Annotated in this window: 17 protein-coding genes and 2 pseudogenes; 8 read left to right on the forward strand and 11 right to left on the reverse strand. The window is 67.7% G+C overall.

What is annotated here, in order from left to right; translation table 11 throughout:
- The first annotated feature begins 205 nt into the window (after positions 1-205).
- Positions 206-961: a TetR/AcrR family transcriptional regulator gene (locus tag AC5LXX_RS32830; RefSeq protein WP_493414253.1), complete on the forward strand. Its 756-nt coding sequence runs from the start codon at positions 206-208 to the stop codon at positions 959-961.
- Between the two features lie 362 nt (positions 962-1323).
- Here AC5LXX_RS32830 and AC5LXX_RS32835 read toward each other — a convergent pair whose 3' ends face one another.
- From AC5LXX_RS32835 to AC5LXX_RS32850, 4 genes and pseudogenes are all read right to left on the reverse strand, one after another.
- Entirely contained in the window at positions 1324-3390 is a 2067-nt protein-coding gene (locus AC5LXX_RS32835; RefSeq protein WP_493414254.1) for a hypothetical protein, read from the reverse strand.
- A 361-nt stretch (positions 3391-3751) separates the two neighbouring features.
- Positions 3752-4894: an FAD binding domain-containing protein gene (locus tag AC5LXX_RS32840; RefSeq protein ID WP_493414255.1), complete on the reverse strand. Its 1143-nt coding sequence runs from the start codon at positions 4892-4894 to the stop codon at positions 3752-3754.
- Between the two features lie 60 nt (positions 4895-4954).
- Positions 4955-5065 (reverse strand): annotated as a pseudogene (locus AC5LXX_RS32845) (alpha/beta fold hydrolase); the annotation flags it as partial.
- 111 nt (positions 5066-5176) lie between these two features.
- Positions 5177-5896 carry a TetR/AcrR family transcriptional regulator gene (locus AC5LXX_RS32850; protein WP_493414256.1) on the reverse strand — a complete coding sequence of 240 codons (720 nt, stop codon included), beginning with the start codon at positions 5894-5896 and terminating at the stop codon, positions 5177-5179.
- Positions 5897-6249: 353 nt separating this feature from the next.
- On the opposite strand from AC5LXX_RS32850, the gene AC5LXX_RS32855 reads away from it, so the two are divergent.
- The 4 genes and pseudogenes from AC5LXX_RS32855 to AC5LXX_RS32870 all read left to right on the forward strand — a co-directional run.
- Positions 6250-6987 carry a YoaK family protein gene (locus AC5LXX_RS32855; RefSeq protein WP_493414257.1) on the forward strand — a complete coding sequence of 246 codons (738 nt, stop codon included), beginning with the start codon at positions 6250-6252 and terminating at the stop codon, positions 6985-6987.
- A gap of 48 nt (positions 6988-7035) precedes the next feature.
- A complete protein-coding gene (locus tag AC5LXX_RS32860; protein WP_493414258.1) occupies positions 7036-7977 on the forward strand; it encodes a glyoxalase in 942 nt (313 codons plus the stop codon).
- Positions 7978-7991: 14 nt separating this feature from the next.
- Positions 7992-9434, forward strand: a complete 1443-nt coding sequence (locus AC5LXX_RS32865; protein ID WP_493414259.1) for an alginate export family protein — start codon at positions 7992-7994, stop codon at positions 9432-9434.
- Between the two features lie 3 nt (positions 9435-9437).
- A pseudogene (locus AC5LXX_RS32870) lies at positions 9438-9602 on the forward strand (MBL fold metallo-hydrolase); the annotation flags it as partial.
- A 55-nt stretch (positions 9603-9657) separates the two neighbouring features.
- On the opposite strand, the gene AC5LXX_RS32875 reads toward AC5LXX_RS32870, so the two are convergent.
- Positions 9658-10566 carry a helix-turn-helix domain-containing protein gene (locus AC5LXX_RS32875; RefSeq protein ID WP_493414260.1) on the reverse strand — a complete coding sequence of 303 codons (909 nt, stop codon included), beginning with the start codon at positions 10564-10566 and terminating at the stop codon, positions 9658-9660.
- Positions 10567-10964: 398 nt separating this feature from the next.
- Here AC5LXX_RS32875 and AC5LXX_RS32880 point away from each other — a divergent pair, with 398 nt between their 5' ends.
- The 3 genes from AC5LXX_RS32880 to AC5LXX_RS32890 all read left to right on the forward strand — a co-directional run bounded on the left by AC5LXX_RS32880 (position 10965) and on the right by AC5LXX_RS32890 (position 16669).
- The gene (locus AC5LXX_RS32880) at positions 10965-13856 is read left to right on the forward strand and encodes an ATP-binding protein (protein ID WP_493414261.1); all 2892 of its coding nucleotides are present in this window, start codon (positions 10965-10967) and stop codon (positions 13854-13856) included.
- A 164-nt stretch (positions 13857-14020) separates the two neighbouring features.
- A complete protein-coding gene (locus tag AC5LXX_RS32885; RefSeq protein ID WP_493414262.1) occupies positions 14021-15901 on the forward strand; it encodes an amidohydrolase in 1881 nt (626 codons plus the stop codon).
- 96 nt (positions 15902-15997) lie between these two features.
- Positions 15998-16669, forward strand: a complete 672-nt coding sequence (locus tag AC5LXX_RS32890; RefSeq protein WP_493414263.1) for a phosphohydrolase — start codon at positions 15998-16000, stop codon at positions 16667-16669.
- Between the two features lie 87 nt (positions 16670-16756).
- On the opposite strand, the gene AC5LXX_RS32895 is transcribed toward AC5LXX_RS32890, so the two are convergent.
- From AC5LXX_RS32895 to AC5LXX_RS32920, 6 genes are all read right to left on the reverse strand, one after another.
- Entirely contained in the window at positions 16757-17869 is a 1113-nt protein-coding gene (locus AC5LXX_RS32895; protein WP_493414264.1) for an alkene reductase, read from the reverse strand.
- Between the two features lie 177 nt (positions 17870-18046).
- A complete protein-coding gene (locus AC5LXX_RS32900) occupies positions 18047-19264 on the reverse strand; it encodes an MFS transporter (protein WP_493414265.1) in 1218 nt (405 codons plus the stop codon).
- Positions 19265-19711: 447 nt separating this feature from the next.
- On the reverse strand, positions 19712-20629 hold the full coding sequence (locus AC5LXX_RS32905) for a LysR family transcriptional regulator (RefSeq protein ID WP_124448224.1): 918 nt from the start codon (positions 20627-20629) through the stop codon (positions 19712-19714).
- A 76-nt stretch (positions 20630-20705) separates the two neighbouring features.
- On the reverse strand, positions 20706-22967 hold the full coding sequence (locus AC5LXX_RS32910; protein WP_493414266.1) for a xanthine dehydrogenase family protein molybdopterin-binding subunit: 2262 nt from the start codon (positions 22965-22967) through the stop codon (positions 20706-20708).
- Positions 22967-23467, reverse strand: a complete 501-nt coding sequence (locus tag AC5LXX_RS32915; RefSeq protein ID WP_493414267.1) for a (2Fe-2S)-binding protein — start codon at positions 23465-23467, stop codon at positions 22967-22969. The genes AC5LXX_RS32910 and AC5LXX_RS32915 overlap by 1 nt, the downstream gene beginning before the upstream one ends.
- Positions 23464-24744, reverse strand: coding sequence for a c-type cytochrome (locus AC5LXX_RS32920; protein ID WP_493414268.1), 1281 nt, complete (start codon positions 24742-24744; stop codon positions 23464-23466). Before AC5LXX_RS32920 ends, AC5LXX_RS32915 begins: the two co-directional genes overlap by 4 nt.
- Positions 24745-24904: the final 160 nt, after the last annotated feature.

The following is a 24904-nucleotide window of genomic DNA, read 5'->3' on the forward strand; positions in this document are numbered from 1 at the left end:
TCAACCTCGCGGTAGCGACAGGAACGCTCGCGCGGCGCGCGATATTATGCCGATATCTCGCGGATGCGGGCCTCCATTCGTCGTTCGATCGGTTCTCGGGGGGCATTGTTTTGTCGCTTTTGGTGACATTCAAGTCATGGGTGATGACTTTGTCAATGTAGACGTTTAAATCTATACTTGGGCACGAACCAGGATCGAACACGTCATGACGAATACACCGAGTCGCCGCACGCCCAAGCGCCCCGCTCCGGAAGCATCCAGCCCGGTGGCCGCCGTCGCCGAAGAGCACGAGCCCCGTGGCGCGCGCCGCAAGCGGGAGACCCGTGGCCGCCTGCTGGACGCCGCGCTCAGACTGATGGCCGCGAAAGGCATGGAAGGCGTCGCCATCAACGAAATCACCGAAGCCGCGGACGTCGGCTTTGGCTCGTTCTACAACCACTTCGAATCGAAGGAGGCGATCTACGCCACCCTGGTGGAATCGGTATTCGAGGAGTTCGCGGATTCACTGGATCGCTTGGCCAGCGGCCTGTCCGACCCGGCGGAAATCATTTCCGTCTCGGTGCGGCATACGTTGATGCGCGCGCGGCGCGAGCCGGTCTGGGGACATTTCCTGATCCGCGAGGGCTTTTCGGCGCGCGTGCTGACGCTGGGCCTGGGGCAGCGGCTGCTGCGGGATATCGAGCGCGGCATCGCCGAGAAACGCTTCGTGGTCGCCGATCCGTTCATCGGCTTCCTTTCGGTTGGCGGTACGGTGCTGACCGCCATCGCCGCCGAGCTCAACTTCGTCGCGCCGGGCGCACCGGCGTCCGGTGTGTTCAAGGAACTCGGCTTCAGCGGCGAGCATTTTCCGGAACGCACGGCGGCGACGCTCCTGCATATGCTGGGGCTCAAGCGTGCGGAAGCGGAGAAGATCGCAAGCCGGCCGCTGCCGGTCGTGGAAACGGCCGCGACCGCACAGTGATGCAACAGGGTGATGCGGCGCCGGCCGGGTCACCCGCACCGGTCGAGGGCGGCTGAAACGATGGGCGGGGCGATCGCCCGACCAGGCGTGAGCGTCGCGGCATCCTGGGTTGGCTCGTCGTGCCGTGGCGAACCGGCCTTTGCCGCCCGGCGATTTCACCGCTGCGGAGTGCGGTTGACGGCGGGTTTCCGCTGAAGCAGGACCGGCCGATTCAGTCGGACGACGAAGGCGGGACCACTTTCATGTCCGGTGGCGGGCATGCCGTGAGTTATCCGCGCAATCGCCATGCCGTGGCGTAGGCCCGGACGGCGCAACCTGTTCAGGCTTCCGCGCCGGGGTCCCCGATAACGCGCATTGCCGGCTCATGTTCGCATCGGCACGACGAGCAAGCTCGCGAAGCGAAAGGCGTTTTCGCCGAGATCCGCGCCACGCGCGATTTGCACATGGTTCACGCCGGGCGCGAACGGGAATATGTCGTTCGTTTCGTAATGGAAGAACTCCCGGCCGTCCTCGCCAAGCAGCGCGGGGCCGCTTCCATGCGCGGCGAGCGTGACCGAGGCGAGCGTGCGCTGCGTGTCGGGCGTCACGAGCGTCAGATTGACGAACGTGTCCGAGCTCGTCCGGACGTCTGCCAGAAGCGGGACAAGGCGGCAGGCGACAGGTGCCGCGGTCCGGTTCGTCACGACGAAGGTCAGGTGCTTGCCGACCAGGATCGACTTGCCGATCATCACGTCCGGATAGCCGGTCGGTGCGCCGAGCGTCGACGAATCCGCCAGGCTGAAGCCGCAGGTGAGGTCGAGTTCGAGGCCGACGTCGGCGCCGTGCAATTCCGCGAGTTGCGATGCGGACGAGTAGTGTCGCAGTGCCATGCCGGCATATGGAACGCTGCTGCCCGAATCTTCGCGACACGTCTTGCCGGAATAGGTGCCCGGTGCGGTCAGGAACGCCGAGACGAAGTAACCCGGCTCGAGCCTCGCCGGGTTGCCGGGCGCATACGACTGTATGTAATCCGGATTGTCGACCAGATCGAGGACGCTGCCGTATCCGTCGACTGCCGCCGAATAGCGTGTGCCGGTGCCGTCCTGCACCTGCAGCGCATAGAGATACTGGTTTTCGTTGCGGCTGAAGATCGCTCCCCGCACGGACGCTTTCCAGATGCAGCCGAGACCATCCGTCAACTCGCCCGCCGACTGATTCGCGGCGAACGAGTGCTGAATCGCGAGCAGGCTGCCCGACACACCGTCGAAGTCGCCGGTGCAACCTTGCGAGTCGATGTGGGTCGCTCGGCCTGCGCCGTCGACGAATGTCTGATTCATGCGGACGACGCACGGATCGCCGCCGTAACCGCAATGGCAGATGGCGAGCAGGTCCGTCACGTACGACGTGCGTGACGGAAGCGTGGCGTCGGCCGTTCTGCGCAAGACCTCGTGCGTGTAGATCTCCATCGAGTTGCGAAAGTCGATCTTCGTCTGGTGCAACGCCGTGAAGTAGCCCTTCGCCGAATCGAGAAACTTCGCATAACCAAGGGTATAGAAGTTGCGGACGTACTCGTTCTTCTTGTCCGGATCGGAAAGCGAGTTCAAGTGCGCGGCGAGCACTTTCTGCATGGCATTCTGGTATCGATAGATCTTCTCGCGCATCTCGCTCAGTGTCGCGGCGACCGTGTCGGGTGCGAGAGCGAGTTCCTTGCGCATCGACAGGTATACGCCATACATCGACAACTGCGCGCCGCAGGCGAGCGCATGCATCGTCAGCCCCTGATATTCGGAACCCTTGATCAGGAACAGCGGCGTGAGCATCGTGCAACCGCTCCAGAACGCCACGAACTTCGCGACGATGGTGTCGCGCATCGACGCCGAATAGGGCGGTGCGTTGTTTCGCACGAATTCGACGAGGAAGTGCAGGTCGTCGTTGATGCCCGCCAGCGTCTGACGCATGATTTCGACGTTGTTTTTCGAAATCTCGTCCGTCGCAATGCGACGGATCACCGATTCTTCATCCGGCCCGCGCTCGAAGAGCGTATTCAGGTGGGTGAACAACAGGTTCAGTACTTCGCCGACGAGCGGCCCGGCGCCCGGAATGAACGAGGCGAGTGCCTTGATCGTGACTTCGCCGAATGCGATGAGCCCCGGCAGCGTATCGGCCGACAACGCCGCATTGACGACATCCGCAATCGCGATGGCCGCCGGCTGGTATTGCTCGATTTGCGTCCTGATGTCGCCGAGCTTCATTTTGAAACCGGGAACCAGCAAGTCGTTCTCGTCGAACGCATGGAGGGGCGGAGCGGCTTTTTCCCCGAGACCCGATGCGATGGCGCGCGATCGGGTCAGTGGCGTGCCGTCGTCGCCGCCGCACGCGGCGAGAAGCGGCAGTACTGCGCTGCAGGCGCTGACCATCAGGAAGGCTCGTCGGTCGATTCGAGTTGTCATCGCGTCTCCGTAGGAAAGTGACGGTGCAACGTACGGCCGGCGCAATCGGTGGGGAATCGGCTGGCTGACGTGCGGATGCCCGGTTTTGCCGGGCAACGGGAACGGATGTGGGGAGGGGCGGTTCGGGTGCCGCGAGTGTCCTGGACGAGGTGGCGTTTTGCTTGCTCGCCTTCTGCCTTATGGTCGAAAGGATAGCACTTCTGGATATCGGATCGGATGCAGAAGCGTGTCGCGCCATGCTGCGAGGGCGGGGCGCCGCCCGCGAATGCGACGCGCGTTGCGCCGCATCGAACGGGAACATGACGCCTCGTCGGCGCCTCGGTGGACATGAGTCATGGATCGGCGCGTGGCCACCGACCGGTCACGCGCGCCCCATGATCCGGGTGCCGAGCGAGATGCCGAGTTCGGACAGCGACGCATTGGCCGCGAGCTGAAGGGCTTCCCAGCGCGACAGCGCGGCGTCGAAAGCGGGGCCGCGCGCGACGCCGCGCAGCGCCTCGGCGAGACCGACCGCATTCTCGGCCGCTTTCGCGACGCCGGCGGCCGTGTGCGGCCGGACGAGGCAGGCCGCGTCGCCGAGCAACACCGCGCGGCCGAACACCATGCGGTCGACCGCGAGATCGCGGATCGCCTGCGCGAACGGCGCGTGCGTCGCATCGACGAGCGCGGCGAGCGTCGGCGCCAGCATGCGGCGGCCGGCGTCCACGAGTTCGAGCCGGTTGTCGTCCCGCATCGCGCCGGGCGGCAGCGAACCGTCGCGCTGCGTACCGTCCCGCGCCAGGAACAGCGACGGCAAGCGGTCCTGCGCGAGCCGCCGGTACCAGACCCAGTTCACGCGCCGTTTGCCCGGTTCGATCGCACCGTCGCGGCCGGGTACGAGATAAGTCAGGAACAGATGCGCGTCGCCTTGCTGAAACGTGAAGCGGTTGCGCAGTACCTGCAGCACCGTGTCGGGAAGCAGGTGCTCGTCGACGAGCCCGCGCCACGCGACACAGCCCGCGTACGCGGGCTGCGCGTCGGGAAGCAGTTGCGCGCGGACGGTCGAGCGGCCGCCGTCGGCGCCGACCAGCAAGTCGGCCTGCTCGACGCGACCGTCCGCGAAATGCACGATCACGCCGTCGCCTTCCTGCTCGAACCGCTCGAACGACACGCCGGCGTGCACGACACCGGCGGGCAGCGCGCGTTTCAGGTCCCTGTAGATCACGTTCCACGCGGTCTGCGTTTGCGGCCGGTGGAGACGTTGCACGATCCGGTCGTGTGCGTCGAGATAGATCCGGTCGATGGAATCGACGCCCGCATCGCGCGGCATGGGCACGCCGCCGAACGTGAATGCGCGTTCGATCGGCGCTTGCAGCACGATGCCGCCGCCGCGGCTGTCGAGGTCGTTCGGCGATTGCTCGAACACCTTGACGCGCCATCCGGCCGCCCGCAGTGCGGTGGCCGTGAAAAGTCCGCCCACCGATCCGCCGACGACGACCGCCAGCGGGCCTGAAACTTCGCTCATGATTGCTTCCTCCCGATGATCCTTCGCGTGCGTGGCGATTCAGCCTTCCCAGTGCTTCAGGAAGTCGAGCAGCAGGACGACGACGGGCCCGCTGCCGGCATCGATGTAGTGCTGGCGGATGCCGTTCGCGGTGACGGTGTGATGGGTGATCGAAGGCGTGGCGTTGGTCATGCGGCGGTCCCGGTTCGGTTCGGCCTGCGCGCAACGGGCGCGGCTGCGAATGCCTGTCGAGGATAGGTGAAGCGGGCGGCGCGCCGGATAAATTGTTCTGAATTCGTCTGGTTACGCGCGCCGGCGGCGCCGGGCGGTCGCGCCCGACCTGAGCTGCTGCAGCGCGGCGGGCGTGCCGTTCAGGAACGCGTCGACCAGCCGCTCGATTTCGGTGTCGAGATCGTCGGGCACCGTCAGGCCGTAGACCCATTTGCGGACGCCGAGATAGAAGATGCTCGCGTGCAGGCTCCAGACCAGTTCGATTTCCGCATTGCGCTGCGCCTCGGTCGCCGGCGTGGCGATCGCGTATTCGTGCCGCAGTTCGCGCAGCACCGGCAGGAATACGCGTTCGCGCAGCCGCGACAGGTAGCGCGTGTTGAAACCCTCGCGGCTGAGCCCCGCGAAGATGAAGGTACGGATCCATTCGCGCCGCAGGATGGTTTGCGCGTAGTCGCGGTAGAACGCGACGAGCCGCTCCTGCAGCGGGACCTTGCGATCGGAGATCATTTTTTCCCAGTCGGGATTCCACGTGTAGATCTCGTCGTAGACGCGATCGATCAGCGCTTCCTTGCTCGGAAAGTACCGGTACAGCAGCGGCTGGGTGACGCCGATCTGCCGCGCGAGCTCGCGCGTGCTGCCGGAAAAGCCGTGTGTCGCGAAGTGCTCGATCGCCTTCTCGACGATCTGCCGCTCGCGCGCTTCCGGCGTGAGCCGACGGCCTCGCGTGACGGCGTTGCCGTCGGCGTCGGTCCCGGGTTCGCGGGTCGGCGTGCTGCGTTTTCTTTCGGTCATTCATCGGCTCCTGACGGCGCGCATGCCTAAACTATCGATCGAAAAATAACACGATCGCGGCCAGCGAATCCGGCTGGCGGCGCGGTTTGGGTGGCCGCGCGGGATGTCCTGCGTCGCATTGGGCCGGCCGCACCGTCTCGCGCGCGAGCGACGCATTCAGAAAAATTCAGGCCGCCGCCATGACATTAAGGCTGCCCTTGTCTAGTCTGGCTGACGAGCCGTTGCATGGGTCGGACGCCAGTCGGCAAGCCGGACCGGCCGGCGAAACCGGAGCGGAACATGCGTTATCTGATCTCGCCGGGCGCACGCATTGCGGTCGCCGGCGCAATCGACACCTTCAAGGAAGCCGCGTCATGCCGTCGCAACCAGTAACCGCAGGCGCCGCAGCAGTGCCCGATCGCGTGCGCGGCGAGGACGTGTTTCTCGCGTCGATCGCGGGTTACGTCGACACGCTCGGCTTCGTCGCGCTGTTCGGCCTGTTCACCGCGCACGTCACGGGCAACTTCATCCTGATCGGCTCGGGGCTGGCCGGCGTCGGGCAAGGGCTCATGATCAAGTGGCTCGCGTTTCCGGCCTTCATCGCCGGCATCGTCGGCGCGCGCGTGCTCGATCATCGGATGCGTTCGCTGGGCCATGGCGTGCGTGCACGTTCGCTGTATGCGCTGCAGGCCGTGCTGCTGGCCGGGTTCATGCTGGCGGGCGTGATGGCGTCGCCGATCGCCGACGCCGATGCGCCGCGGACGATCCTGTGCGGCCTGCTCGGCGCCGCGGCGATGGGCGTCCAGAACGCGCACGGCCGGCTGACGGCCCGCTCGGTCGTCGCCAACACGGTGATGACGGGCAACGTCACGCAGGCGGTGATCGATGCGTTCGACTGGCTCGTGCCGCTCGCGGCGCCTGCCGAACGGGAGGCCGCGCGAGTGCGGCTGCGGCGCATGCTGCCGCCGATCGTGGGTTTTGCGCTCGGGGCGGGCGCGGGTGCCACGGCCTATCTGTTCGCGGCTTTCTGGGCATTGGCGCTGCCGCTCGCGGTGCTGGGCTTCCTCACCTATCAATCCGGTCGGCCCGACGTGCGGCCGACGTCACGCTGAATGCGCGCGCAGCGGGCCGCTGCGCTTGCCACTATCAAGGAGAACACGATGATTGCACTTAAATTGCGGCAGGTATGGGGGATGACGGCCGCGTCGACGGTCGTACTCGGCGCGTTGCTGGCGACCGTGCCGGCCCATGCCGACGAGACGCGTCTGCTCGAGACCTCGTCCGCGCGTGTGCCGGCCGTTGCTGTCGGCCCGCAATACGACACGACGCACGTGTGCGTCGCGCCCGAAGACTTCGACCGCTTCACCGACAGCTTCGTCGCGACCTTCGGCGGCAAGAAGTCGCAGCAAGGTGTGTTCCAGGTCACGCCGACGCCGAGCCAGACGATGTCGCAGCTCGTGCTGACGCCGGTCGGCACGATCTCGGTGTTCGGCTTCAAGACGCCGATCCCGTATCCGTTCTGCGAGGAGCGCACCGGCTATCTCGTCACCGACATGGACGTCGCGGTGAAGTCGGCGCGCGCGCACGGCGCGGACGTGATCGTCGACACGTTCCCCGACCCGATCGGCCGAGACGCGATCGTCCGCTGGCCGGGCGGCGTGAACATGCAGCTTTACTGGCACACCCAGGCGCCGCACTACGATCCGCTGCAGACGGTGCCGGAAAACCGCGTGTACGTCTCGCCGGAAAGCGCGAGCAAGCTGGTGCGCAACTTCGTCGCGTTCTCGCGCGGCAAGGTCGTGTCCGACGTGCGCAAGGCGCCGGGCATCGAGATCGGCCGGCCGAACGACACGTACCGCCGCATCCGTATCGAGTCGGGTTTCGGCAAGATGACGGTGCTCGCCACCGACGGCCATCTGCCTTACCCGTTCGGCCGCGAGATGACCGGCTACGAAGTGCCGGATCTGGCCGCGACGCTGAAGCAGGCGCAGGCCGCTGGCGTGACCGTGCTGGTGCCGACGTTCACGTCGGACGGGCGCGACGCCGCGCTCGTGCAGTTCCCGGGCGGCTACGTCGCCGAGATCCACTCGCGGTCGAAATGATGGGCCGCCGGCCGATGAAACGGGCGTGGCGGCGCGTGCTGCCCGCCGCCGTGCTGGCGGGCGGCGTCGCGACGTACGCCGGTACGGCGGCCGGTGCCGAGGAATCCGCGGCGCCGGCATCGACCGCCGGCGCCGCGTGCACCGCGAAGCGTCCCACGGTGCTGTTCAACCGCTGGCAGGAAGACTGGTCGGTGCTCGCGAATCCATGCGTGCCGCGCAAGCCGCTCGATTCGCTGAAGTACATCCCGCTGGGCGCCGACCCGTCGACCTATCTGTCGCTCGGCGCGAACCTGCGCGAGCGCTTCGAGCTGAACAACGCGCCGCTGTTCGGGCTCGGTGCCGCGCATGACGACAATTACGTGATCCAGCGCGCGACGGTGCACGCGGACCTGCGTTATGCCGGGCATTTTCAGGCGTTCGTCCAGTTCGTCGATGCGCGGCCGTTCGGCAAGGACACGGTCGGCACGGTGGACAAGGATCAGCTCGATCTCGAGCAGGCGTTCGTCGCGTACGTCGACCAGATCGGCGGCGGCACGTTCAAGGCCCGCATCGGCCGGCAGGAGATGGCCTACGACTTGCAGCGTTTCGTGTCGGTGCGGGACGGCCCGAACGTGCGCCAGGCGTTCGACGCACTGTGGGCGGATTACGAAATCGGCAAATGGCGGCTGATCGGCTATGTGACGCGCCCGGTGCAGTACCGCAACGACGCGGCGTTCGACGACGTGTCGAACCGGCACCTGAGATTCGACGGCGTGCGCATCGAGCGCAACGGCACGGGCCCCGGCGACCTGTCGGGCTACTGGTCGCGCTATACGCGCGACAACGCGCGCTATCTCGCGGGGGCCGGGAACGAGCGGCGCGACGTATTCGACATGCGCTACGCGGGCAAATCCGGCCGGCTCGACTGGGACGTCGAGGCGATGCTTCAGACGGGGCACATCGGGCAGGACACGATCGGTGCGTGGGCGTTCGGCGCGCTGGGCGGCTACACGTTCACGAAGACGGCGGGCACGCCGCGCATCGGCCTCCAGGTCGACGGCGCGTCGGGCGACAGGCATCCCGGCGACGGGCGCATGGGCACCTTCAACCCGCTGTTCCCGAACGGCTATTACTTCACGCTTGCTGGCTACACCGGCTACAGCAACCTGATTCACGTGAAGCCTTCGCTGACGTTCAAGCCGGCGAGCAACGTGACGGTGCTGACCGCGGTCGGTTTCCAGTGGCGCGAGACGACGGCCGACGCGATCTACGGGCAAGGGATGTCGGCGGTGCCCGGCACGGCCGGCAAGGGCGGCTCGTGGACGGGCATGTATGCGCAGGCGCGCGTGGACTGGCTCGTCAATGCGAACGTGGCGCTGGCCGTCGAGGCCGTGCACTTCCAGATCGCCGACTCGATTCGCGCGCTCGGTGCGCGCAATGCCGACTATGTCGGCATGGAGGCGAAGTTCGGCTGGTAGCGCGGCGATCTGCAGGTCGTTGCGCTGTCCGACGGCACGCATCCGTTTCCGGTCGATACGGTCTTCCGCGATATGTCGAAGGACGAGATCCGGCGCGATCTCGATCGCGCGTTTCCCGAGCCGCCCGTTCAGGGATCGATCAACGGGTTCCTGGTCGACCACGGCACGACGCCGCTTCGATGACGAGCATGGCGCATGGGAGCCGTTGCCGCGCGTGACGGAATCAGCGCGACAGTTCGCGCCGCCACGCGCCGGGCGGATGGCCGACGATGCGTGCGAACACGCGGTTCAGATGGCTCTGGTCCGCGAAGCCGCAGACGGCCGCGATTTCCGCGAGCGTCATGTCGGTCGTTTCGATCAGTTGTCGGGCGCGGATCACGCGCTGCTCGAGCAGCCATTGATGCGGCGTGCGTCCCGTCGTGCGCGAGAACGCACGGATGAAATAGCCGCGCGACAGGTCGCATTCGCTCGCGACCTCCTCGATCGACACGCCGAGATCCGCCTTCTCCATCAGCAGTTCCTTGGCGAGCGCGGCCTTGGCCGGCGACAGCACGCCCTTGCGTTGCAGGTCGCGCGCGCGCGTATTGCCGTATTGGCGCGCCAGATGCGTGCCGATCGCCAGCCCCATCTGCTCGACGAACAGCGTGTTCAGCGCGCCGGGCCCGTCGAGGCTGTCGGCGACCGCGTGCGCGAGATGGCCGAGCACCGTGTCCTGCGCGTCGGGCGCGCAGGTCAGGCCGCCGATTTCCGTTCCGTCGTGCTCGCGACTCAAGTCGTCGAGGTAGCCGTGCGACAGCTCGACGAGCACAAAGTCGAACTTGCCGTGCAGGTCCGCGCGGAAATTCCGGGAAAAGTCGCGGATGTAGATCGAGTTGTGCTGAAACCACCGCTCGGATTTGCCGGCCCCGCCGTAGATCGTGCGCCGGTGCCCGCCATTGAGCGATACGCCGATCAGGAAGCCGCGATCGCTGGGCGCCATCTCGATGCGCTCGAATTGCTCGTCACGCATGCATTTGCGATGGAGCTTCAGCCCGCCGACCGACCTTTCAATATCCTTCGACAGCAGGCTCGACAGGCATCCGAGCGTGTCTTTCGGTTTCGCGACAAGTGGCGCGGCGAGGGGATCTGGCATGGCGGAACAATCCTTCGATGGGGTGCGGCGGGCGAGCATTTTTACGTGCAGTTTATATAGCACGTCTGACAGGCCCAAGATAACTTGAATAAATGTCCACTGGCTGACGGCATGCCGGATTCGGCCCGATCCGTGCCGCGCCAGGCCCGGACGGCAAGCGAAGGCGCCATTCTGATCGATATCGCCCCATTTGCAATCGCGCGACGCGGGTACGGCGGCGTGCCCGCGCGGTGGTCGCCAGCGCATTTTCCTTCAAGATTTTTATATTTCCGGCGTTTACACTCGGCCCACTTTTTTGAGATTTGCACCCGGCCTGCAGGGCTGGCCGGGTGCGCACTCCCGCCCCGGTGAACGGCCGTGTTCACATGGCGGTCATCGTGGGGAACCTGGAGGCGGCCATGATCCAGATCGGGACGTTGTCGGTGGATTTCGAGCAGCGGGACATTCGCTGCCGCGGCGCGTCGCTGCGTATCGGCGCACGCGCGCTTGACATACTGGAAGTACTGCATCGCGCCAACGGTTCCGTCGTGTCGAAGGACGACATCATGGATGCCGTCTGGCCGGGCCTGATCGTCGAGGAGAACCGCCTGCAGGTCCATGTCGCGACGTTGCGCAAGGCGCTCGGCGCGAGCCGCGACCTGATCAAGACGGTGCCGGGCCGCGGCTACGTGCTGATCGCGAATCCCGCCGTCGCGCACGAGCCGGCGCCGCGCGCGACCGCGTTGCCGCCCGACGCCGTCGCGGCTGCCCGTCCGGTGCCGCTCGTCGGGCGTCAGGCCGAGATCGAGCAGATCCTCGACATGATCGAACGTGCGCCGGTCGTCACGCTGGTCGGCGCGGGCGGCATCGGCAAGACGAGCCTGGCCGACCGGGTCGCGCACGAACTGCGCAGCCGCTCCGGCGAGCGCGTCCTGTTCGTGGCGCTGGCAAGTGCCGTGACGCGCGACGACGTGCTGCTCGCGATTGCCGCGGAACTCGGGCTCGATGCGGATGGCTTGCCGGACATCGACCGGATCGGCGATGCGTTCGCCGCGTCGCGAGGCCTGATCGTGCTCGACAACGCGGAGCACGTCGTCGACCTGGTTGCCGACCTCGTCGATACGCTGACGTCGCGCGCCGCATCGCTGCGCGTGCTCGTGACGAGTCGCGAACCGTTGCACATCTCGGTCGAGGCCGTATTTCGCGTGAGTCCGCTGGCGGTGCCGGACGGCAGCGCAACCGTCGACGAGATGGTGCGCCATTCGGCCGTCGAACTGTTCCTGGCGCGGATCCGTGCCGCCACGCCCGACTGCGCGGTCGATCCGGCGGGCATCAGGCTGATCGGCGACATCTGCCGGCGTCTCGACGGGCTCCCGCTTGCCATCGAACTGGCTGCCGCGCGCGTCGCGACGCTCGGGCTCGAGATCGTCGCGTCACGTCTCGACGACCGGTTGAACCTCCTGACGGGCGGGCTGCGCTCGGCGTTGCCGCGGCACCAGACGTTGCGGGCGACGTTCGACTGGAGCTACGTGCTGCTGGATGCGGCCGCGCGCGCGCTGTTTCGTCGGATGGCGTGCTTCATCGGCCCGTTTACGTTCGATGCCGCCCGCGAAGTTGCGATGGAACCCGGCATGTCGGCCGCCGAGATGATCGCGGTGCTCGGCGAACTGGTCGCGAAGTCGCTGGTGACCGTCGAGTTCGACGGCGCGCAGGCGCGCTACCGGTTGACGGAGTCGACGCGCGCGTATGCGCTGGAGAAGCTGCACAACGAGGGCGAATTCGACGCCGTCGCCGAGCGTCACGCGTGCTACGAACGCGAGCAGGAAGAAGCGCGGATGCAGACGCAGGCACCCGCCCTGGATCTCGCGGGCCTGCGTCTCGCCGCGCATGCGCAGGCGCCGCACGAGCCCGTGGCGGCCGGGCCGCAGGCGCTGGACGCGGACGCGCTGGCGCGCGCATTGCTGGAGCCGGCGCGAATGCGCGAATGTTCGATACTGGCGAGACGGGCGCTCGACGCGATCGAGGCCGAGGGCGTCGCGCCCGTCGAAGCGGCGCGCGAGATGCGCTTGCGCGCGGCCTATGCGGCGGCGCTGCTGCATACCGACGGCGATTCGCATACGGCCGCCGCGATGTGGGACAGGACGCTCGGTCTTGCAGGCCGGATCGGCGACGAGGCGTTCGATGCGCGCGCACTGGTCGGGCTGTGGAACACGATGCTGACGCGCTCCGACATCCACGAATCGTTGCGCTACGCGACGCGCTTCGAGCGCGCCGCCGAGCGGCGGGGCGACCGGTCGCAGCGACTGCTGGCGAACGCGATGGTCGCGACCTCGCTGCATTACTTCGGCGAGCATGCGCAGGCGCGCGAGCGGCTGGAGGCCGCGACGGACGAGCTGGCCGAGGTTGGCGAACCGTCGTGCGCGGAGGCGGCGCTGGGCGTCGACGTCGCGACGCTCGGCAGGACGATGCTGACGCGGCTCGTGTGGATGCAGGGCGACCCGGAACATGCGATGCGACTGGCTGCACAGGCGGTCGAATGCGCGCGCCGCGCCGGCGCGGGGCTGGCGTTGTGCGTCGTGCTCGGCGCCGCGGCCGTGCCGATTGCATTGCGCTATGGCGACCACGACGTGATTTCCGACTATCTCGGCACGCTGCGATCGACCGCCGAGGCGAACGGGTTCGACATCTGGCTCAGCCACGCGGAATGCCTGGCCGGACAGTTCGATATGCAGAGCGGGCACCCCGGTGCCGGTCTCGCGCGGCTCGAGCCTGCGCTGCGGCGTATCGAAGCGAGCGGATTCCGGCGCGTGCTCGCGCCGTTGATCGTCGCGTACGCGGAAGGACTGACGCGTACGGGCCGCGCGGCGGAGGCATGCGGGAAGCTCGACGCGACGCTCGTGCGCTGCCGCGCGCACGGCGAGCATCTGTTCGTGCCCGAACTGTTGCGCGCCCGGGGGCTGGCGATGCTCGAACAGGCCCGCACCGCCGATGCGGACCTTGCAATGGCCTGTGAAGCCGACGGGCACCGTCATCTCCTGATGGGAATCCATGCCGCGAACGGGCAAGGGGCCGCGATGTGGGCGCTGCGCGGCACGCTCGATCTCGCCGATCACCTGATCGAGCGCGGGCGGACCGGGCAGGCCTCGTCGCTGGTGGCCGGTCTGACGGGGCATTTCGATCCGAAATCGCGTGCGTTCGACGTTCGCCGGCTGGCGCGCGTGCAGAACTTCGTGCTACCGGAGACGGCGCCTTCGACGGGCCGTACCCGCATGCGGCACGAGGCGGCGGATGCGATGCAGCAGATGGCGTAGCGGCGCGCCCGGCCCGCGCAGGACGCAGCCGCGCCATCGCGCCGCGGCCCGTCGGTCCGATCGATCAACGTTCAAGGGGAAGTGGATGGTCCGTGTATCGTCAATCCGGGTGCGTGCCGTGTGCGGCCGCATGTCGGCTTTCGGCGCAAGCGGGAGGCACGACGGTGCTTAAGGCGACGGAATCCGCCGAAGTGGCGGACCTCATCGTATGCAACGGCAAGATCGCGACGCAGGACGACCGGCAGTCGTTCGTGACCGCGCTCGCGGTGAAGGACGGCCGGATCCTCGCGACCGGCAGCGGGCACGAAGTGATGCGCCATGCGCGCGCCGACACGCTTCGCATCGACCTGAAGGGCCGCACCGTGATCCCGGGGCTGAACGATTCGCACCTGCACATGATCCGCGGCGGCCTGAATTTCAACCTGGAACTGCGCTGGGATGGCGTGCCGACGCTGGCCGATGCGCTGGCCATGCTGCGTCGCCAGGTGCTGCGCACGCCTGCGCAGCAGTGGGTGCGCGTCGTCGGCGGCTGGACCGAATTCCAGTTCGCGGAAAAGCGCGGGCCGACGGTGGCCGAACTCAACGCGATCGCGCCCGACACGCCGGTCTTCATCATGCATCTGGGCGACAGCGCGCTCCTGAACGCGGCTGCGCTGCGTGCGATCGGCTATGGCCGCGACACGTCCGATCCTCCCGGCGGCGAGATTCAGCGCGATCGCCTCGGCAGGCCGACCGGCATGCTGATCGCGCGCCCGGACATGGCCGTCCTGCACACGGCGCTCGAGAAGGGCCCGAAGCTCGGCCATGACGACCAGATGAATTCGATGCGGCACTTCATGCGCGAACTGAACCGCCTCGGCGTGACGAGCGCGATCGACGCAGGCGGCGATTTCCAGTCCTATCCGGACGACTATCGCGTGATCCTGGCGCTCGCGCAGCGCGCCGAGATGACGGTGCGCATCGCGTACAGCCTGTTCGTGCAGCATGCCGGACGGGAACTCGACGACTACGCGCGATGGGTGACGCTGGCGAAGCCCGGCGACGGCGACGCGTTCCTGCGGATGAACGGCGCCGGCGAACTGCTGGTGGTTTCGGCCGCCGATTTCGGCAATTTTCTCGAACCGCGCCCCGATCTGCCCGAAGCGCTCGAGGCCGAACTGGCCGCGGTGGTTCGGCTGCTGGTGCGGCACCGCTGGCCGTTCCGGCTGCACGCGACGTACGACGAATCGATCGGCCGCTTCCTGAACGTGCTCGAGGCCGTGAACCGCGACATGCCGTTCGACGGGCTGCGCTGGTTCTTCGACCACTGCGAGACGATTTCCGATGCGAACATCGCGCGCATCGCCGCGCTCGGCGGCGGCGTGACGGTCCAGCACCGGATGGCGTTCCAGGGCGAGTACTTCATTGCGCGCTACGGTGCCGAAGCGGCCACGCGCACGCCGCCGATCCGCGCGATGCTGGCGGCCGGGCTGCCGGTCGGCGCGGGCACCGATGCGACGCGCATCGCGAGCTACAACCCGTTCGTGTCGCTGTACTGGATGGTGTCCGGGCGCACGGTCGGCGGCACGGCGCTCTATCCCGAACGCAACCGGCTCAGCCGGATGGAAGCGCTGCGCCGCTACACGGTCGGCAGTGCATGGTTCTCGAACGAGGACGACCGCAAGGGCGCGCTGGTGCCCGGCCAGTATGCGGATTTCGCGGTGCTGACGGACGATTACTTCACGATCGACGAAGCGCGGATCAAGTCGCTGTCGTCGGTGCTGACCGTCGTCGGCGGCAAGGTCGTGCATGCGGACGACGAGTTCGCGCCGCTTGCGCCGCCGCCGCTGCCGGTCAGCCCCGCGTGGTCGCCGGTGGCCGAATTCGGCGGTGCCGTCCCGCGTCGTCCGGCCGCGTCGGCGCAGCCGTGCTCGGCAGCCGACGCCGGCCCGGATGCCGGTTCCGCACGCGCTCGCGTCGGTCGTCTCGCGCAGCGCCTTCGCGCGGCCGCTACGGAAGTTGTCGAGCAATGCGAAGCATTTGGCCAACCCGGTGTCGTCTTGTAGGATGGCGTCGATCAGCGGGCAGGCCGGCTACCCCGGCGCGTGCCGCGCGAAGAACGAACGATTTTTCGCCCCCGGTGCGGGGCAGAGGGAGACGAGATGAGTGCTGCGCACACCTGCGCATCGGCCGATGACGAAGTCGCCGGCGTCCGCATTCCCCGGACGCCGATGGCGATCGAAGCCGCCGAAGCGGCACGCGCGTCGCTGCCGCGGGTGATCACCGATCACGCGTGCCGGGTGTTCGTCCTCGCGTCGCTTGCCGCGCGCCGTGCCGGCGAGCGCTGCGATGCCGAGGCGCTGTACGTGGCCGCGATGTACGCGAACATGGGATTGAGCCCCGCGTATGGCCGCTCGACCGAGCGCTACGAGCTCGACAGCGCCGATGCCGCGCAGGCGTTCCTGTTGCGTCATAAGACGCCGCAGCATGTGTGCGACGACGTGTGGCGCGCGATTGCGCTGCATACGACGCCCGGCGTGGCCGCACGCGTGTCGCCGCTCGCACGTGCGCTGGCGTCCGCCGTAGCGACGGACCTGATGGCAACCGACTTCGACGCGTATTCGGTCGACGAGCGCCGGGCGTTGCTCGCCGCGTACCCGCGCGGCGACGGGTTCGGCAATGCGTTCCTCGACGCGATCGCGCGCGGGGTCGCGCATCGGTCGGCGTCGACGTTCGGCACGTGGAGTGCCGACGTACTCGAGCGCGCCGATCCGGATTTTCACCGGCCGAATTTCTGCGGACGCGTGCTGGGCGCGCGCTGGAAAGACGCCTGAGGGCGTCGTTCCGGAAGATCCGGCCGGCTTCGCCGGCAGCCGCGGCAGCCCGGCGACGGCCGCGCCGGGCTGCCGCCGGTGCGGCGTTCAGGCAGTTCGGCCCGTTGCGTCGAGACGCGCATAGTCGACATATCCCGCGCGGTCGCCGCCATACCAGCCGACCGTCTTCGGTGCGGCGAGCGGCGCATTCGCCGTGAGGCGTTCGACGAGATCCGGGTTGGCGATGTACGCGCGGGCGAACGCGACGAGATCGGCGTCGCCCGCATCGATCAGCGCATTCGCGGCATCCGGCGCGATACCGCCGTTGACGATAAGCGTGCCGCCAAAGGACTTGCGCGTGTTCTCGACGATGCGCGGCAGGTCGGGCTCGCCGCTCCAGCCGTTGGTGTCCGCCGCGTGCAGATAGGCGACGCCGGCTTCGTCGAGCATGCGGCCGACGTACGCGTACGTCGCATCCGGATCCGCGTCGCGCACGTTGTTGTACTTCGCGTACGGCGAGATGCGCACGCCCACACGGTCGAGCGGCATCACGTCGCCGACCGCGTCGACGATTTCCTCGAGAAAGCGTGCGCGGTTCGCGACCGAGCCGCCGTAACGGTCGTCGCGGCGGTTCAGCGTCGACGACAGGAACTGGTGCGGCAGGTAGCCGTTGGCCGCGTGGATCTCGACGCCGTCGAAGCCGGCTGCCATCGCATGGACGGCCGCCTGGCGGAATTCGTCGATCGTCCCGGCGACTTCGTCCGTCGTCATCGCACGCGACGGCGTTGCGTGGATCTTCGTGTAATAGCCGTTTTGCAGCTGGGCCCACACTTGCAACTGCTCGAGATCGTCGTTGACGCCGGACGGCGACAGCGGCGCATCGCCGCCCAGCAGCGTCAGCGAGCTGACCCGGCCGCCGTGCCACAGCTGCGCGAAGATGCGGCCGCCGTTCGCGTGGACCGCGTCCGTGATCTGCTTCCAGCCGGCCGCCTGCTCGTCGGTGACGAGCCCGGGCGTGAGTTCGAACGACGCGGAGGCCGGGCTGACGTTGGTCGCTTCGGTCACGATCAGGCCGGCGGACGCGCGCTGTGCGTAGTATTCGGCCATGAGTTTGGTCGGCTGGCCGCGCGACGGCGCGCGCGAACGCGTCATCGGCCCCATCACGACACGGTTGGGAAGCGGCAGGCCGCGCAGGTCGTAGTGGCTGAGCAGGGAAGACATGATGGATTCCTTTTGCGTGGAGCAGGGCGGCGCCTGTCGTGCGACAGCGTCCGGTTGCGACCGGTGCGACGGCGCGCCCTGCGGAGAGTTCGGGGTAACGCGGGTGACGTGCCGGCAGCGTTCCCGCGCGTGAACGGCATGGCCGGGATTCGCACGTGAACCGGTGCCGGCGCCGGTTCAGGTCCGTGCGTGGTGTTGCGCGTGCGGACGCCCGATCACGACGTAGTGCGCGAGCGCAACGATCGGGAACGCGCCGGCGACGGCGGCGACGAGCGGCCAGCCACCATGCTCGTACAGCGGGCTCGCGAGCGCGGAGCCGGCGGCCCCGCCGACGAAGATGCTCGTCATGTACAGCGCGTTCAGGCGGTTGCGACTTGCGGCATGCAGCGCGTAGATCTCGCGCTGGCCGAGGACCATGTTCATCTGCACCGCGAAGTCCAGCACGATGCCCGTGATGACCAGGCCATACAGTCCCGCGCCATGGATCAGCGCGACCGCATACGACAGCGTGCCGGCGACCAGGGCGATCAGCGTCGCCCGAACGGTATGGCCGGCATCCGCGAGGCGGCCCGCGACCGGCGCCGACGTCGCGCCGATTGCACCGACGAGCGCGAACAGGCCGATGGCCGATTGCGACAGCCCGTAGTGACGCGTCAGTTCGACCGGCACGGCCGTCCAGAACAGGCTGAACGACGCGAACATCAGGCCCTGGTAAAACGCGCGATGGCGCAGCACCGGCATCGTACGGACCAGATGGAGCAGCGAACCGATCAATTCGAAGTAGGTTGCGCGGTGATCGGGCTGGCGCGACGGGATCGTCAGCGCGAGCACGGCCGTCACGAGCGTCATCAGCACGGCGGCGGCCGCGAACACGAAGCGCCAGCCGAACGCGTCGGCCACCACGCTCGACAGCGGGCGCGCGAGCAGGATGCCGAGCAGCAGCCCGCTCATGATCGTGCCGACCACCCGGCCGCGCGAATGATCCGGCGCGAGATGCGCGGCGAGCGGCACCAGAATCTGTACGGCCACCGAGCTGAAGCCGACCAGCAGCGAGATCGCGAGGAACAGACCGGGGGTCTGGACGACCGCGGCCGCCGCGAGGCTCACGATCGACACGATGGCCGTGACGATCATCAGCTTGCGGTTTTCGAGCAGGTCGCCCAGCGGCACGATGAAGAACAGGCCGAGCGCGTAGCCGATCTGCGTCAGCGACACGATGAGGCTCGCGGTTTCGCCGGACATGTGCAGGCTGGGTGCGATGAGCTCGGTGATCGGTTGTGCGTAATACAGGTTCGCGACGATCGCGCCGCAACTGAACGCGAACAGCAGGATGAGGCCCTGCGTGAGCTTCGTCGCGTGCCCGTGGGAGGCGCCCGCGGTGGATTCTGCTGACATGGTCGACTCCTTGAAAAGAGATGTCGGGTGCCCGTTCGTCGAGCGGGCGTGACGGTTGCCGTCTCGGCGAAACGGAAGTCGCCGCATTGCAGTCAAGGCTATTGACCGATAACAAGGGAATATGTCCGGGGCGCAACCGAGCTTTGCGCGCCACGCAAAGGGGGCGGGCCGCGGGTTCATGCGCGGGTGCCGAGGCAGGCCGACGCGACGTGCGGCCGCCTGAGACGGCGGGGCCGAGGACGTCGAAAACGGCCTGGACGGACGGTGCGGCGATCGCGATCTGCATGACGCGCCTCTCGAAACGGGCCTCCGGTGCGGTTGTCGCGGATCGCGAAGCCCGACGACCAGTCTGGATCGGCAGGACTGAATGGTTCCCGGAGCCGTCTTGATTCGCCTGATTGATGCGATGCGCGCGGCAGCGCTGACGATCGGCATCACCTGCGGACATCAACCGCGTTTGCCCTGCAGCGTCGGAATCTGCGCGAACAGCCCCGCGAGCCAGTCGACGAAGACCTTGAGTTTGACGGGCGTATGCCGATTGGGCGGATACAGGATCGAGATCGGCCGGGGCGGCGTGTTGAAATCGGTCAGCACCTCGCGCAGGCGCCCGGACTTGAGATACGGCTCGACCAGGTACAGCGAGGTCTTGATCAGGCCGATCCCCGCGACGCCGCACTCGATGTAGGTATCGGCGTCGTTGACCGCGACCGTGCCGCACATCTGCACGATGCGCGTTTCGCCGTCGACGACGTAGTCCCAGGGCCGCGGCCGGCCCGTATCGGCCGACATGTGGCTGACCGCGACGTGCTGGGCGAGGTCGTCCACCGTTTCGGGCGCGCCGCATCTGTCGAGATAGGTGGGCGACGCGCAGGTGCAGGTCGTCAGGCTGCCGATCCGTTTCGCGACCATCCCCGAATCGTCGAGCGCGCCGATCCGCACCACGCAGTCGACGCCTTCGCCGACGAGGTCGATCTGGCGATCGGTCACGCCGAGCTCGACCATGATGCCCGGATGGGCGGCGAGAAATTCGGGCAGGGCGGGCACCATGATCTGTTTCGCCATCGCCGGCGGCAGGTTCACTTTCAGACGGCCGCGCGGCACATTGCGTGCCTGCGAGACGGCCGCTTCCATGTCGTCGATTTCGCGCAGCACGCCGACACAGCGTTCGTAATAGGCCTGCCCGTCCTCGGTCAGCGAGATCCGGCGCGTCGTCCGGTTCAGCAACCGGCAGCCGAGATGCTGCTCGAGCGTGCTCAGCAGCGCGGACACGCGCGGCGTCGTGAGCCCGGTCGTGTCCGACGCGCGCGTGAAGCTGCCCGTCTCGACGATGCGCGTAAACACGCGCATCGAAAGCAAGGTATCCATCGTTGAGAAATCTCCAGCCTGTGTGTTGCCCGCGCCGGTTCGTGCCGGCGCGATTTGTCGTGGTCGTGTCGTGCCGCTATGCGTCGATGCGCTTCCTGAGCGTGTCGCCCGCAAAGGGCATTTCGCGCAGGCGCTGGCCGGTCGCGTCGAAGATCGCGTTGGCGAGCGCGCCGGCGGTCGGCCCCATCGACGCCTCGGCCGCACCGAGGAACGGTGCGCCGGGACGATTGACCAGATGCACTTTCACGGTTTGCGGCGCAGCGTCGAAGCGGAGAATCGGATAGCTGCTCCAGTCGAAGCTGCGGATGCGCTGCGTGTCGTATTTCAGCGCCTCGTACAGCGTCCAGCTCGCGGCCTGCACGATGCCGCCTTCGATCTGGTTGCGAATGCCGTCCGGCGACACGATCTGGCCCGCGTCGACGGCCGCTTCCGCATGTTCGAGCGTCACCTGGCCGGTTTCCGGAACGACCGACACCTCCACCGCGATCGCGACGTAGGCCATCAGGTTCTTGTATTTGCCGAAGGCGAAGCCGACGCCGCGGTTGCGTGCGCGCGGCGGCCGCGGCCAGCCGAATTTCGTCGCGACGAGCTTGATCACCTGGCTCGCGCGGTGATCCTGCATGTGACGCAGCCTGAATTCGACCGGGTCGACGCCGGCGGCGTGCGCCAGTTCGTCCATGAAGCTTTCGATCGCCCAGACGTTGGTGTGCGCGCCGAGCGAACGCATCGCCGACGTCTGCAGCGGCATCGTCGGCGAGAAGTTGTTGACGATGTGCATGTTCGGCAGTGCGTACAGCGGGATCGCGTTGCGATCGCCGCCGCCCTCGGGCTGCAACATCGGCGTCGACGGCGCGGGGACGAACGGCGGCTCGAGCATCCGCGCGGGCAGCAGCCGGCCGGCATTGACGATGCGCTCGTTGTGCGAGCTGCTCCACAGTGCGTAGTTCCAGTCGACGATGCGGCCGTTCGCGTCGAGCGACGCGCTGAGCTCGGTGACCATCGCCGGCGTGAAGTGGTCCCACGTATGCTCCTGTTCGCGCATCCACTGGACGCGGATCGGCTTGCCGGGCATCGCGGCCGCGATCAGCGCCGCATGCGCGGCCGCGTCGTCCGCGCCGTTGTGTCCGTAGCAGCCCGAGCCCTCGGTGTGAATGCAGCGGACGCTCGGCTTCGGCATCGACAGCATCTCGGCGAGCGCATCGCGCAGCGGGTACACGCCCTGCGAGTGGGTCCACACGGTCAGCGTGCCGTTCTCGAGATGCGCGACCGAGCAGGACGGCCCGATCGAGCCGTGCATCAAGTAGTTCTTCAGGAACGTGGCGCTCAGTGTCTTCGCGGCCGGCAGGGTTTGCGCATGCGTATTGGCGATCTCGATGCGCTGCGTCGCGATCCGCTTCAGGTCCTGATGCACCGTATCGCGATCGGGCAGCGTACGGCCGGGCGACCAGCGGCAGCCGGCGGACAGCGCGCGCTGCGCAACGACTGCCTGCCATTCGCCCTGCGCGACGACCGCGATCATGCTGCCGTTGCGCACGATCCGCACGACATCCGGCATCTTCAGGATCGCGGCTTCGTCGAACGACAGCAGTTTCGCGTCGTACACGGGCGGCATCACGACGCGCGCATGCAGCATGCCGGGCAGTTCCATGTCCTGCACGTAGCTGACGCCGCCCGTGACCTTGTTCGGAATGTCGACGCGCGGCAGCGACGTGCCGATCACGGCGAACGTGGCCGGGTTTTTCAACGGGGAGGTCGGTGTCGCGTTGCGATGCAGGTCGACGGTCCGGACCGCGTCCCCGTAGCGCATCGTGCGGCCGTCCGGCGCCTTGATGACCGCGTCGGCGACGGTGAGCAGGCGCGGATCGACGCCGAACTGCTTCGCCGCGCCGTCGACCAGCAGCCCGCGCACCTGCGCGGCGGCGTTCAGCAACGCGGAGCCGCTGTCCGCCATCGTGTGGCTGCCGGCCGTCAATCCCTCGTCCGGCGACGCGTGGGTGTCGGCGGTCAGGAACGTGATCAGCGAGGGCTTCATGTCCAGCTCCTCGGCGGCCACCTGCAGCAACGCGGTGCGCACGCCGGTGCCGAGCTCGACCTTGCCCGTGAACACGGTGACCTTGCCCTCGGGCGTGATCTTGATCCACGCGTCCAGCAGCGGATTGGTCTTCAGGCTGCCGGCCAGCGTCTCGGTGGCCTTGGCCACGTGGACGGCGGCGCCTTCGTCCGCGATCACGACCTCGGCGGCGGCGCGCGCGACCGGTGCGAGGCTGAACGCGACGAACAGCGCGCCGGAAACCATGAAGTGCCGGCGGCCTTCGTCGATGTCGTCGGGTGGGTTCATCAGAGCCCCTTTCTGATCATGGCCGGAGCGCCTGCCGGTTCCGGTTCCGGCAAGCCCGCGACCTGGCGCACGGCCGCCAGGATCCGCATGTGCGTGCCGCAGCGGCACAGATTCGGTTCCATGTGCGTGCGCAGCTCGCGTTCGGTGGGTTTCGGGTTGCGTTCGAGCAGCGCCTGCGCGCGCATGATCATGCCCGCGATGCAATAACCGCACTGCGCCGCCTGATGATCGATGAACGCTTGCTGAAGCTTGCCCGGATGCTCGGCGGTGCCGAGGCTCTCGAGGGTCCTGACGCGGCGCTCGCCGATCGCGGCGACCGGGATCAGGCACGAGAACATCGGCTTGTCGTCGACGATCACGGTGCATGCGCCGCATTGTCCGAGGCCGCAGCCGAACTTCGCGCCGTGCAGGTGCAGGTCGTTGCGCAGCGCGTAAAGAAGCGGCGTGGACGGATCGATGTCGAGCGTGTGCCGCACGCCATTCACGGTGAGGGTGATCATCGCGCGCTGTCCTCCTTTCTGAGCTTCGCGGCCAAGGTGTCGATGCCGCTCCACGCGGGGCGATCGGAATACGTTTCGCGGAGGTAGGCGGCGAGATCCGCGATCTGCGCGTCGTCGTACTGGTCGAGATAGGACGGCATGTAGTTCAGCGTGTCCTCGCCATGCCAACCGATCCCGTTGAACATCATCTGGATCGCGTTGCGCGGCGTGTCGGCGGCGACCGCGGTGCTGAACGCGAGCGTCGGACGCTCGCCGATCGACTGCATCGGCGCTGCCGGCCCGTGGCACTGCGCGCACGACGCCTGGAACAGCACCGCACCGCGTCGGCCGGCAGGCGTCGTCGCTTCGCGTCCGGCGGCGGCCGTCGCGGGCCGTGGCGCGGCCGGCTTCTGGATCGACAGGAGATAGGCCGCGATGGCTTCGACATCCTCCACCGGCACCGTCGCGAGATCGCGCGTGACGGGGAGCATCGGCCCGGCGGCCGCGCCGTGCTCGCTCGCGCGGCCGGTGCGCAGGTACGTGACCAGCTGCGCTTGCGTCCATGGGTGGACGGCGTTGCCGAGCGCGTTGAGCGGCGGTGCTTCCCAGCCGTCGACGATGCCGCCGTCGAACATCTTGCCGGCCTGTTCGCCGCCGATTGCATTCAGCGGCGAATGGCAGGACGCGCAGTGTCCGAGTCCGTCGACGAGCAACCTGCCGCGATTCCATTGCGCGGATTGCGACGGGTCCGGCTGGTAGGCGCCCTCGCGCAGGAACAGCACGTTCCAGAATGCGACCAGCGGACGGAAGTTGAGCGGGAAGATCAGGTCGTTCGCGGGCGTCTTCGTCTGGACCGGTTCGCGGGTCATCAGGTACGCGTACGCGGCTGCGATGTCGTCGTCGGACATCCGCGTGAAGTGAATGTACGGAAAGGCCGGGTAGAGCGGATGGCCGTCGCGGGCGATGCCGCTGCGCAGCGCGCGCGCGAACGCGTCACGCGACCAGCGGCCGATGCCGGTGTCAGCGTCCGGCGTGATGTTGGTCGCGTAGATCGTGCCGAACGGCGTCGCGAGCGGCAGGCCGCCGGCGAACGGCTTGCCGTCCTGTGCGGTGTGGCAGACGACGCAGTCGCCCAGTGCAACCACGCGTGCGCCGGCCTTGATCAGTTGCGGATCGAACGACGCACGGGCAGGCGGATCGATCGGCGCGATCGACGGCCGAACCATGATGCCGATCGCGACCGCCAGGCCGGCGATCGCGACGCCTGCCGCGCCGAACCAGAGTCGTTTGTGCTTCATGCGCGCTCCACGCGAACCGGTTTGGCCGGTATGGGGGCCCGCGTGCGGACCGTGGCCTGCATGCGAGTGGATGGAGGCAGTCTACGCGTGCGCTGGCACCATTTCCTGAAGCTGCGCTGAAACGTTCTGAACGGGCGCACGGCCCGTTCCAGCGCGGGCG

This window comes from Burkholderia torrens, from assembly GCF_984668525.1.